The organism is Haladaptatus sp. DYSN1 (assembly GCF_029489995.1).
Lineage (GTDB): Archaea > Halobacteriota > Halobacteria > Halobacteriales > Halococcaceae > QDMS2.
Genome location: NZ_CP120471.1, coordinates 26,119 through 38,445, shown reverse-complemented (window position 1 = coordinate 38,445; position 12,327 = coordinate 26,119). Strand labels below are relative to the sequence as shown.

The following is a 12,327-nucleotide window of genomic DNA, read 5'->3' as shown; positions in this document are numbered from 1 at the left end:
ATGAGCTTTCGAAGATTCCTCATCAAACGAACGGTGATTGCAGCGATACTGACCATCGTATCGGTCAGTATCATCTTCGCGACGCTTCGGTTCCTGCCGAGTGACCCATTCAGCGGCCTGGTTGCCTCCGGCTCGCTAACGGCCGACCAGGTCACAAAGTTACGGGCGATGTACGGCCTCGACGAACCGATTTACATCCAGTACATCAAGTACGTCAGGAACCTGTTCACGTTCCAGTTCGGCGTCTCACTCACTCAGCAACGACCGGTGGGAGAGATTGTCCTTCCGGCACTCGTGAACACACTCATCCTCTTGCTGCCGGCGCTCGTCGTCACGGCGATCCTCAGTTCCATCGCCGGAATGTACGCCGGCTGGAACCGCGGGTCGTTGTTCGAACAGTGGTCGATCGTCATTACCACATTCTTCCGCGCGACCCCAATCTTCGTGACCGGCATCCTTCTGCTCATCGTCTTCTCGTACGGGCTGAACTGGCTGCCCGCCTTCGGGATGCGAAGCCCGATGGCGAACCCGCAGGGGTACGTAGCGACGTTCATCTCCGTCGACTTCCTCAAACACTACATCCTCCCCTTCACGGCGTCGGTGCTGTTCTTCAGCGGCGACTTCCTGATGCTGGCACGCAATTCCATCGTTGAACGAAAGGGGTCTGAGTTTCTCAAGCTCCATCGTGCCAAGGGGCTCTCGGAGCGAGAGCAACTCGCTCGTGCGGGCCGCAACTCCCTGCTCCCATTGGTTACCTACTTCGCACTCCGGACGGGGATGATCTTCCAGGGAGTCATCACCCTGGAAGTGGTCTTCGCGTGGCCCGGCATCGGTCGCGCGCTCGTTCAGGCGATTCTCCAGCAGGACTACCCGACCGTCCAAGCCGCCGTGTTTATCATGGCGCTGGCGGTCATCGTGATGAACCTCACCGCCGACCTAGCGTATGCCAAACTCGACCCAACGATCGAAGGAAGTGGTGTCTGATGTCGGGGTACTCTCTCGACGTCGATACCCTGAGGGACCGCCTCCGCAACGAGCTCGGCCGTGGGTATCAGATTATGAGCGTAATTTGGCAAGATACCGCCGCGAAGGTCGGTCTCAGCATCCTCATAGTATTCGTGTTCATGGGACTGTTCGGCCCACACATCGCTCCGTACCATCCTATCGAGGATACGCTCCGGCAAGACCTATCGATAATGAAGCTTCAGGACCCGAACTCGAAAGCCCTCCTCGGGACGACGTCGTTCGGTAAGGACGTCCTGAGTCAGTTTCTGGCTGGTGCTCGTCCAACGCTCATCATGGGCTTCTTCGGCGGCGTCGGGACTGGTGTGCTGGGCTTCCTCGTCGGGCTTACGAGTGGCTACTTCGGTGGCCGGGTCGACGAGATCCTAATGCGGCTGACCGACCTCACGTTCGCGCTCCCGCTCCTGCCGATGGCGCTGCTGATACTGTCGTTCGTGACGCCGAACGTCTGGCTCATCACTGCCATCATGGTTATCTTCCTCTGGAAGATGCCTGCCCGAGTTATCCGTTCGGAAGTGATGACGGTCAAGGAGCGGACGTTTGTGAAATCGGCCCGTGCGAGAGGCGCTGGCCACCTCAGGACGATGTTCCTGCACGTCGCGCCGAACGTACTGGGCATCGGCTTCCTCTACACCGCGTACGCCGTTGGGTGGTCAATCGTGGTCGGGGCGTCGCTCGCGTTCCTCGGCTTCGGTGACCCGACGACGACGTCGTGGGGTCGGATGCTCCAGCAGGTGTTCCGCTCGGGCGCGATTCGCGTCGCCTGGTGGTGGGTCCTCCCACCGGCGCTCGGTATCGCTGCCGTGACTACCGCGGTCTTCCTCGTCGGCCGAGCCCTCGAGGAGATGATTAACCCCGAACTCAAGACGGAGCAAGAATGAGTCTACTCGAAGTCAACGACCTCAAGATCACGTATCAGACCCCAGATAGCGAAGTACACGCCGTAAACGACGCCTCCTTCTCTATCGAGGAGGGGGACAACTACGGTCTCGTGGGCGAGTCCGGCTCCGGAAAGTCGACCCTCGCGAAGGCGATTCTCGGACTGCTCGACGCCAACGGGGCAGTCCGCTCTGGGAGTGTCACGTTCAAAGGCCGCGAACTCGTTGGCCTATCCGAGCAGGAGTGGCGGGACGTCCGCTGGGAGGAGATCGCCTACATCCCCCAGAGCGCGATGGATTCGCTCGATCCCGTGATGTCTGTCGGTGCGCAAATCCGGCAGGCGATTCGCAAGCACAAGAACGTCTCGAAGGCCCAGGCCAACGAACGCGTCGACGAGGTATTCGAGATAGTCGGTCTCGACCCGGCTCGGACGGGCGAGTATCCACACGAGTTCTCCGGCGGGATGCGCCAGCGCGTCACTATCGCGATGGCGCTCGCACTCGACCCTGACCTCATCATCGCAGACGAGCCAACGACGGGACTGGACGTCATCGTCCAGGATAAAATCGTTCAAAAGCTCATGGAGATCCAAGAAGAGATCGACAGCTCGCTACTGTTGATCACCCACGAGGTCGGCGTCGTCGCGGAGACCTGTGACGAAGTGTCGGTGCTATACGGCGGGAAGGTGATGGAGCAAGGAGGCACGTTCGACGTCTTCAACAATCCACAGAACCCCTACACGATGGGGCTGAAGAACGCCTTCCCGGAAGTTGACGAGTTCGACGAACAGGCGATATCCATCCCTGGTTCGCTGCCAGACCTCACCGAGGCACCATCGGGGTGCGTCTTCCGTAACCGATGCCCATTCGCGACCGAGGAGTGCGAGAGCGAGCACCCGCCGCTGGTCGAAAGCGGCGAACAGGTTTCGGCCTGTTATCACACCGAGAAGGCGAGCGAGATGCAAGAGCGGGCGAGTGACCCCGAAACGTGGGGCATCGACGTCCCGGAGGAGTCCGAGTCTCGTGACCTGGGAGAGGTCATCGTCGAGACCAACGGTTTGGAGAAGTGGTTCGAACAATCACAGCCCATCATCGAAGACCTCCTTGGGGGGGAACCGGACTACGTCAAAGCCGTCAACGGCATCGACCTCGACGTTCGAGAGAGCGAAATCGTCGGTGTCGCCGGCGAATCGGGATGCGGGAAATCAACGCTCGCCGAAGTAATCTCGGCGCTCCAGTCGCGGTCAGGTGGGGAGATTCTCATCGACGGCGTCCCGATCGAAGACCTGCTGGAAGAGGATACGCAGGAGTTTCGCTCGCAGGTTCAGTTCATCTTCCAGGACCCGTTCGACTCGCTGAACCCAAGACAACGTGTGCGTGCCGCAGTCGGCGAATCGCTGAAGATTCAGGGGTACGGACCTGAGAAAATCGAGCGGAGAGTTCGCCAAACACTCGCGGACGTAGGGCTCAATCCACCCGAGAAGTACCTCGACGAGCATCCCGACCAGCTCTCTGGCGGCGAACGCCAACGCGTCGCCATCGCGCAGGCGTTGGTGCTCGAACCCAAACTACTCATCTGTGACGAGCCCGCCTCGATGCTCGACGTCTCGCTGAAGGCGAACATCCTCAACATTCTGCGCGAGATGGCCGACGAGCGAGATATCGGCATCGTCTACATCTCCCACGACCTGGCGAGCCTCTCGCAGATCACCGACCGGCTGGCGGTGATGTACCTCGGAGAAATCGTTGAGATGGGTGCCACCAATGAGGTCGTCGAGAATCCCAGACACCCGTACGCGGCGTCGCTCCTCTCGGCATCACCCAAGGCTGACCCGGAGATCGACCGCCAACGAGTGCTGCTTCCGGGTGAACCGCCGAACCCAATCGAACTGCCGAACGGATGTAACTTCGCCCCGCGCTGTCCGAAGGCCACCGAGAAGTGTCACCAACAAGATCCCGCTCGCTCGACGTTCGAGGACGGGAGCCACGAAGCAGCGTGTCACTTCCCGGTCGAAGACATCGAGAGCGAGCTACTGGCCCACTATGCACGCGAACGGGAGCGAGCGAAGAGCGAATCAGTCGAGGAAGCATAAATGCAGCCTGGCTCCCCGTTGTGAAACATCGTGTTCGACGCGATGCCGCTGACCGTTCAGGTCGGCGGTGTCTCCGTTCCCGATAGCGTGATCGCCATCGGTGGAGCTGCTCTCATCGCCGCCCTCATCGCTCTCTCGGCGTTCTTCTCCTCATCGGAGATCGCCATGTTCTCGCTGCCTGCACACCAGGTCGAGAAACTCGTGAACGACGATGTCCCCGGGTCGCAGAACCTGCGCGCGTTGAAAGCTGACCCACACCGGCTGCTCGTGACGATACTGGTTGGCAATAACCTCGTCAATATTGCAATGTCGTCCATCACGACCGGGTTGCTGGTGCTGCTCGGATTCGGGCAAGGCGAAGCTGTCGCCTTTGCGACCTTCGGAATCACCGCTCTCGTCCTGTTGTTCGGCGAGAGCGCCCCGAAGAGCTACGCGGTCGAGAACACGGAATCCTGGGCACTGCGTATCGCCGGGCCACTCAAATTCTCCGAGTATATCCTGCTTCCACTGGTGGTCCTGTTCGACTACCTTACTCAAGTAGTGAACAAGGTCACAGGCGGTCGCTCAGCCATCGAAACATCCTACGTTACCCGTGAGGAGATCCAGGACATCATCGAGATGGGTGAACGCGAGGGCGTCCTCGACGAGGATGAACGCGAGATGCTTCAGCGTATCTTCAGGTTCGACGAGACCATCGCGAAAGAGGTGATGACGCCTCGTCTCGATATCACTGCCGTCGACCGCGACGATGACGTCGAAGTAGCCATCACGACGTGCATCCAGAGCGGCCATCATCGACTCCCCGTATTCGAAGGAAACCTCGACACCATCATCGGGGCCGTAACGCTGTCCGACCTCGTCAGGGAGCACCGCTACGGGGCAGGCGACCTCGACCAACTCGACCACCACGTCGAGGAAGTCCTCCACGTTCCAGAGAGCAAGAGCGTGAACGACCTCTTCGAGGAAATGCGCCGCGAGCGCGTTGGGATGGCCATTGTTATCGATGAGTTCGGCACGACCGAGGGACTCATCACCACCGAAGACCTCGTCGAGGAGATCGTCGGTGACATTCTCGAAGCAGAGGAGGACGAACCAGTGTTGGTCGTAGACGAAACGACCGTGCGCGTTCGGGGAGACGTGAATATCGAAGCCGTCAACGACACGCTCAACATCGAACTTCCGGAGGAGAGGAGTTCGAGACCATCGCGGGGTTCGTGTTCAATCGCGCTGGTCGGCTGGTCGAAGAGGAGAGTCCTTCACCTACGACGGCGTCGAACTCCACGTTGAGGGCGTGGACGATACCCGCGTTACCCGAGTCCAGATCACGAAACAGCTCGACCAGACATCTGGGCAGCACTCGATAGAGGTCCAAAGTTGATTCTCTCGGTGTTCCCACTGCGAATTATCTGGTTGAACAGGCGCTAAGACCCCATCCTACTCGCGCCTTCGGCGCTCGTTGAGGGTGGGGAGGATGTCACGTCAGTTCTTTCGGTTAAACAGAGCTCCAAGCACCCCAATTACGCCCGTGAAAACACTGAACACCGACCCATAGTGCACTACGTCCGTGAAAGAATCCTCACACTCAGCAACTTGAGAAGGGTCGTCGTCGTATGTGTCGTGGCACCATTGGATTTCCTGCTGGTTCCACACGCCAACGAGAAGTCCGCCAGCAATCAAGAGCAGAAACAGTACTAGCCAGCCGTTACGCAGAAACACGTCAAATGACATACTAGTAGTGGACCAAACCACGAAAAGTACGTTTCGGTAATCAAGGGTTCTATCCGTCGCACCGAATCGGGAAGCAGTCTGTGACAATTATACGCAGAGAAACACTGGACTGGCGATACTTGATTTGGCGTCGATAGTGGTTCTCACGGAAAATTAAATTGGGTCGCTGATTCCACTACGAATTCTAGTGCGTACTCGCGTGCAGAATGTTTTCCACCTCCTCTCACCCACCGTCGCGATCGATAAGCTGTCCGTTACTAATAGTCTTGACCGGCTTACATGACGAGTGGCTCAGCCCAAGCACTCCCGCACGAACACGAAGACGCTCCGCTGGGCGTTGCTCGCCACGGCGATATTTACAGCGGTCGGTGGACTCGCCGCCGCTGCTCTGACGAGAACGCTGATTTTTCTCGTCTTCTACGGCGGCTTCGGGCTTCCAACCCGCGAGTTTCCGCTGCTGGCTGGGCTCGCCGCGGGACTCGTCGGCGGAACCAGCTGGTGGCTGCTCTTTGAGCGACCCGGGCACTTGACCCGCGAGCGCGGGGGCCTCGTCGGGCTGATAACCGGCGTGCTGGTCCACCCCGTCGCCTGGGTGTTCATCCTCGCCCTTGACGCCATCCGAACGGGAGTCTGGGACGCGGAAGGCAATCTCCTGATATACCAGGTATTCATCATCTGGGGGCTGGGCCTAGTCGGCGGGTTCACCGTGATCATGGGTGTGTTCGCGAGCCTCCTCGTCCTCGTCGCACGCGAGCGACTGAGCAAGGACGTCGTTACCGGACGGAGCCTGTTCGTCGTCGGGCTGGGTGCGGTCGTCGGAGGCTGGATCGCAGTAACGGTCATCGTGATTCTCGGCGTGTTCGCTCTGGTGGTGGTCGGCGGTGGGTTGCTGGCTGCGGGCGTCACCGTCGTGGCGCTTCGCAGACTCCCCGTGGTCAGAACGTTCCTCGGGTGGTGTTATCGGGTCGACCCCAACGAGTCTGCGCAGGTGGGGGCTGCATTTCGGCGGCGGCACGCCGCGGTTCTTAGTGTCGGCGTGATTGGATTCCTCCTGGGAGCGCTGGGGTATGCGTCACTGGTGGTGACGTTCTGCAGCGAGGTGCTCGTGGAGATAACCCAGCAACCGATGGGGGCGCTGTCCGTCTGTCGGTGGGAGACTCGATTCACGTTCTATCCGGTGTTTTTCGTCGTCGCCAGCACACCCGTTTTGCTGGTGGTGAATCGTGTGGCCACGGGGTTTGCCCCCCGGCGGTCGGTTCGTCGCGCCATAGTCGAGTGGCTCGTCTTTTTGGCGTTGGTATCGGCCAGTTACACTGTCGCGTTCGTGGTTCTGTGGCCGCTGTAGGCTCCGATCTAAGCGAGGCTCTCTCGTCTGGGATTCAGCAGATATGGCACGTTTTTAGTCGTACCCACCCTATTCTTACGGAGTCTGTATCCACTGAATGACGGTTCCTCATCTCAATTTTCGGCTGACAAACTTCGTTGGCGGCTCGTTCTCACGCCAGAGTACACGCGGACGACTGATTCCGGTCGCCGGCCGTCAATTCATTGATTCAAGGTTAGTAGCGAATCCGAGAGGTGTTCCGCCGTGCCACTGATGATGGCCGTCGGGTCCGTCAGGTCGAGCGGGGGGAGCGTCTCGACCGGCACATCGATCATCCGTTCGAGCATGGCCGGATTCGTCCGTTCGGCCACGGTGGCACCCTCATACTCGTTGAGAACGACACCGCGAACGGGGAGCCCGCGCTCGCAAAGCGCGTCGACGGTCAGTGCCGTGTGATTCAAGGTCCCCAATCCCGACCGGGCGACAACCACGGCGGGAAGGTCAAGGTCGGCGACGAGATCGAGTACCTCTCGTCCCTCGGCCAGTGGCACACGGAGTCCACCAATGCCCTCAAGGACGCCACACGCCGCGTCGGCCAACGCCTGTTCACAGTCCGCCAATAGCGTCTCGTAGGAGAGGGTATTGCCTGCTTTTTCAGCCGCAACTGCGGGAGCCAGCGGCTCCTCAAGCCGGCGGAGACAGGTTGCGGCAGCGGCCGTCCCGCAGACGTCGGCGACGAACCCCGCGTCGTCGTCCGGGGGGAAGCCGGTCTGGCAGGGTTTGACGGCGCGAGCGGCGACACCGACTTCCCGTAGATTCCCAATCAATCCTGCGGTGACGACGGTTTTGCCAACGCCCGTGTCCGTCCCAACGACTGCGAAGTCCTCAGTCATAGCAGATCAAGAGCGTGGCCGGCCTCGCGGAAGGCCGTCAAACAATGATCAATTTCCTCGTCCGTATGTGACGCCATCGGTGCCACCCGGATTCGACTGGTCCCCTCGGGAACCGTCGGCGGACGAATCCCTGGCGCGATGACATTCCGCTCGCGGAGCCGCTCGGCGAGCGTCATTGTGGTCTCCCGGTCGCCGACGACAACGGGCAGGATCTGGGTTTCACCCCACACTTCATACCCGAGTTCCTCGAGTCCATTGCGCAGTCGCTCGACGTTCGCCCAGAGGCGTGCCGGCCGGTCGCTCTCGCGAGCGATCTGGAGCGATTTCCGGGCAGCCGCCGCAGCTGGGGGCGTGAGGCCTGTGGAGAAAACGAACGAGCGGGCGGCGTTGAGCAGGTACTCGATTAACAGCTCACTGCCTGCGACGTACCCGCCCTGGCTCGCAAGCGCCTTCGAAAGCGTCCCCATCTGCACATGGACGCGGTCGGCAAGCCCCTCGCGCTGGACGATACCGCCACCCGCCTCGTATAGGCCGGTCGCGTGCGCCTCGTCGACCATCAGCCACGCGCCGTACTCTTCGGCGGCGGCACAGAGCTCCTCAAGGGGAGCCACGTCACCGTCCATGCTAAAAACGGAGTCGGTGACGACCAGCCACGATTCGTCCCCGGTCGCCTCCTGAGCGCGTCGCTCGAGCATCGCACGGAGATCGTCGGGGTCGCAGTGGTCGTACACTCGCGTCTCCGCGTCGGCGAGCCGACAGCCGTCGATGATGCTTGCGTGATTCAGCTCATCTGAAAAGACAATGTCCGGAGCCAGTGCTGAGAGCACCCCGAGGTTCGTCGCGTACCCCGACGAGAACACAAGCGCCCGCGCCATCCCCTTCGTCTCGGCGATATCGCGTTCGAGGGCGCGATGGGGTGGTGTGTCACCGGTCACGAGCCGACTTGCACCGGCACCAGTCCCGGTCTGGCGGGACGCATCGGCTGCTGCCGCCTGGACGCGCTCGTCGGCTGCGAGGCCGAGATAGTCGTTCGCGGCGAACACGAGTTGCTCCCGGCTGTCGAACTCGGGGACTCCTCCCTTCGGGTCGGGAGCCATCCGGCTGCGCGCGGCCACCCGTTCTGTCGGAGTAAGGGTCCGCCTGAGCCCCTGTTGTTCCCGCGCGGCAAGCTGGGCGGCGAAGTCGAACCCGTATTCCCGGTTCCGGCCCGCGTCGGCATCCGAACCAACCTTCAGTTCGTCACGCATCTAGAACCCCGGCATCAACTCGGCGGGCCCGAAGACCCCGTACTCGCCGGCGCGATGACGGCGGAGCGCCGCTTTCATGTACCCCAGGGCCGGTCCGTTGACGTTGGCCTCCATGCTCGTGTCGTCGCCGAGCTGGAAGGTGTTGGTCGCCGTTTCTCCGTCGAAGGTCCGCCCCGTGACACGCACGGTCGTTGTCGTCGGCTTCTCGTCGGCGGTCACATCGAGGATTCCGCCGACCGTCACGTCCGCGGCGTCGCAGATGCCAGCGCGCTCCAGAAGGACGTCGTCGGCGTGCTCCATGTCTCGGAACTCGATGATGCCGTCGTGCTCGTCGATGACCGCTGCAATCTCAGCGTCGCTCATCGTGCGGGCGTCCTCGATATCGTACCCTGGTAGATGAGCGATGTCCTCGCGGACGGTGCCGCGGTTGTCCTCGTAGCCGGATTTGAGTCCAACACCCCACCAGATATCGACCGCCTCGACCTCGACGAACGACTGGGCCGCGATGGCCGCTGCGCCGGTGAGCAAGCCGGGCGTTGCACCGGCACCACAAACGAAGGTGATTCCACACTCTTGGAAGGTATCCACACGCTCGTCGAGCATTCCGATGACGCGGGAGCGTTTGAGCACATCAACGAGTACGCCGGAATAGTCCGCGTCCGCGAAGCGGTCGGCCACCCGTGGAATGAAGTCGTGCTCGAAGTTGGGGAGCGCGATGAGCACCGCGTCGATCCGGTCGCTCTCTGCGATGATGTCATCGATCGGCGTCTCCGTCGCGGTCGCCTGTGCAGACGCGACAACACCGGCGCCCGCCCCGGTCTGCTTGATGCCACCCCCTCGGGCGGACGCCGACCCGCCGTCTGTAGACAGGTCGCGCCCCTCGGGATCGCTCGCGATGTTCCCCTCCGTCGCCGCGAGCAGCTCGTCCACGTCGAGGCCGTCGTGGTCGATGGCGACTCCATGGCGGTCACACGCTGCGACGGGCGTGAGCCCCTCCTTCTCCATCGAGACCTCAAGCATTCGTCGACCGATGCCACCTGTACCGAGTACTGCGAAGGTGCTTTCGTGCATGTTAATTCTCCAGTTCCGCGTTGCTGTTCGCCGATCCTGCTGCCGTTTCAACCGTCCTGCGTTCCCGTTTCGTCCGTGCCTTGACGGCCTCGGTATCGAACTCGTGGACGGTCATGTTCGGTTCCATTCCGGCCCGCTCGATCGCCTCAATGTCGTCGCCGGGAGACTGCCCCGAGGTGGTGAGGTAGTCGCCGGTCAGAATGCCGTCGGCTCCCGCCTCGAACGGCAGGTGTTGTTCGTCCGTCTCGAGATTGACCTCGCGGCCACCCGTGAGTCGCACCCGCGCGTGGGGGTGGAGCAACCGATAGACCGCGATGGTGCTGATGAGTTCGTTGGTAGAAATCGCCGCGTCGTCACCGAGTCGGTCGCCCAGCGGCGTCCCCTCGATTGGGTTAAGGACGTTCACTGGGAGCGAGGAGATCCCGATCTCTTGCAGGGCGATAGCGGCGTCCACGCGGTCGGTCGGCGTCTCCCCCATACCGAGGATGACCCCGGCACAGAGGTCCATCCCGGCTGCTTTGGCGATCTCCAGGGTCTCCACCCGGTCTTCGAAGGAGTGGGTCCCAACAATTTCCGGGAAGAACCGGGGAGAGGTCTCGATGTTGTGATTGTAGTGGTTAATCCCCTCGTCGGCGAGGATTTGGGCTTCTGTCTCCGTGAGGATGCCGAGCGAGGCGTCGACCTCGACGTCGGTCTCGTCGCGAACGAGGCGAATAGCCCGGAGCACCTCCTGCCACTCGTCGGGTCGTTGTTCCTTGGAGACGCCTTTCTCGGCAACGACGATGCCGAAGCGCTGGGCACCGTCGCGCTCTGCTCGTTTGGCTGCTTCAAGTATCTCTTCGGGGTCGAGAAACCCGTACGTCTCGATGCCGGCGTCGAAGTGGACGGATTGGGCGCAGAAGCCACAGTCTTCGGCACAGTTGCCCGCTTTCGCGTTCACGATCGAGCAGGCATCAACCGTGTCGTCACCGAAGTGCGCGCGGACGAAGTCGGCGGCGACCGCGAGTTCCTCGACCGGCTGTGCAATGAGTGCCAGCCCGTCACGGCGATCTAATCGTTCACCAGCCAGTACCTGTTCGACGGCGTGGGCTATCGTCGTGTTTTCGGTCTCGTAAACCACGAGTGTGACGTTGGTTGACGAGAGTAAAAAAGTTCGGCCCCTCACATGAACTCGGCAATGGCCTCGATGAAAGACCGAGAGAGAGCGACTCCCCAACCGACATACAAATCACTCAGTATCTTTGCGTCACGCTTTCGGCTACAACACGAACACGTCTTCGACGTATCTCGCTCGGAAACACGGTAACGTGGATGCCGTTCCCTTCGGCCTTGTAGTCAAAGAGCGTCGAGAAGCGGTCAATCTCCCACCAGTGGAGTTTCTTGTTTCCACGTTTGCCCCAGTTCCGTGAGTCGCCATTCTCAGTTCCACGAATTTTACTCAAGTCCTTGGTGGCGATGCGATCGACCTCGTGGTTGATGCACTGCTCTACGACGTGCTTGACGAGGGCGTACAGGAAGTGGTCTCTCCGTCGAGACAACATCTGTCGTGCGCTTTGCGCCCGACATGACGGGCCGTTCTCTCCTTCGGTGTCGTACTCGTCGCGGGTGAAATAGTGCTTGTCCTGTTTCAGCACGTTCCCCGGATACAATTCGGCGTCTCCGTCGTCGTAGGCGATGGCGAGGGAGTTGCTGATGCCAAGGTCGATTCCCACCGTGTTGTCGCCGGAGACGACTTAGTTTGGTTGATCGCGCTCATTAAACCGCTTCTACCAGACGACGGCTCGCGACCTCGCGCGCCATTCTTTCTACCCATTACTCGACCGCGGAGCCCTGGTCTGGGCCCTCGGTCGTCGTGGTCAGACATCGGGGAGACATTCGTTTGCAATAAAAAGTTCGAGAGTCGGTTTGGTCTCTTTGAAACCCGACTCCTTGCGAATCTCATCGGTGGTCCCATTCGAGGACCCCACGGCCTCGAACTAGGGTGGATGGACGTGGTAGAGTTCGGTCCGGAATCATATGGCTCCCCCCTCCAATGCCTCGAGGCATTGTGGGTTAACTGCATCGAGCAGC

Annotated in this window: 8 protein-coding genes and 2 pseudogenes; 5 read left to right on the top strand and 5 right to left on the bottom strand. The window is 60.9% G+C overall.

What is annotated here, in order from left to right:
* From P0648_RS16450 to P0648_RS16430, 5 genes and pseudogenes are all read left to right on the top strand, one after another.
* The gene (locus tag P0648_RS16450; protein ID WP_277505967.1) at positions 1–984 is read left to right on the top strand and encodes an ABC transporter permease; all 984 of its coding nucleotides are present in this window, start codon (positions 1–3) and stop codon (positions 982–984) included.
* Positions 984–1,904, top strand: coding sequence for an ABC transporter permease (locus P0648_RS16445; protein ID WP_277505948.1), 921 nt, complete (start codon positions 984–986; stop codon positions 1,902–1,904). The genes P0648_RS16450 and P0648_RS16445 overlap by 1 nt, the downstream gene beginning before the upstream one ends.
* On the top strand, positions 1,901–3,994 hold the full coding sequence (locus tag P0648_RS16440) for an ABC transporter ATP-binding protein (RefSeq protein WP_277505947.1): 2,094 nt from the start codon (positions 1,901–1,903) through the stop codon (positions 3,992–3,994). The genes P0648_RS16445 and P0648_RS16440 overlap by 4 nt, the downstream gene beginning before the upstream one ends.
* Positions 3,995–4,036: 42 nt before the next feature.
* A pseudogene (locus tag P0648_RS16435) lies at positions 4,037–5,372 on the top strand (hemolysin family protein).
* Positions 5,373–6,008: 636 nt separating this feature from the next.
* On the top strand, positions 6,009–7,067 hold the full coding sequence (locus P0648_RS16430) for a hypothetical protein (protein ID WP_277505944.1): 1,059 nt from the start codon (positions 6,009–6,011) through the stop codon (positions 7,065–7,067).
* Between the two features lie 200 nt (positions 7,068–7,267).
* On the opposite strand, the gene bioD is transcribed toward P0648_RS16430, so the two are convergent.
* From bioD to P0648_RS16405, 5 genes and pseudogenes are all read right to left on the bottom strand, one after another.
* Complete coding sequence (gene bioD / locus P0648_RS16425; protein ID WP_276275347.1) at positions 7,268–7,939, bottom strand: dethiobiotin synthase; 672 nt, start codon at positions 7,937–7,939, stop codon at positions 7,268–7,270.
* Entirely contained in the window at positions 7,936–9,186 is a 1,251-nt protein-coding gene (locus P0648_RS16420; RefSeq protein WP_277505942.1) for an 8-amino-7-oxononanoate synthase, read from the bottom strand. The genes bioD and P0648_RS16420 overlap by 4 nt, the downstream gene beginning before the upstream one ends.
* Positions 9,187–10,257: a transcriptional regulator gene (locus P0648_RS16415; protein ID WP_276249051.1), complete on the bottom strand. Its 1,071-nt coding sequence runs from the start codon at positions 10,255–10,257 to the stop codon at positions 9,187–9,189.
* Between the two features lies 1 nt (position 10,258).
* Complete coding sequence (gene bioB, locus P0648_RS16410) at positions 10,259–11,377, bottom strand: biotin synthase BioB (protein WP_277505940.1); 1,119 nt, start codon at positions 11,375–11,377, stop codon at positions 10,259–10,261.
* A gap of 98 nt (positions 11,378–11,475) precedes the next feature.
* Positions 11,476–11,981: pseudogene (locus tag P0648_RS16405) on the bottom strand (transposase); the annotation flags it as partial.
* Between the last annotated feature and the right edge of the window lie 346 nt (positions 11,982–12,327).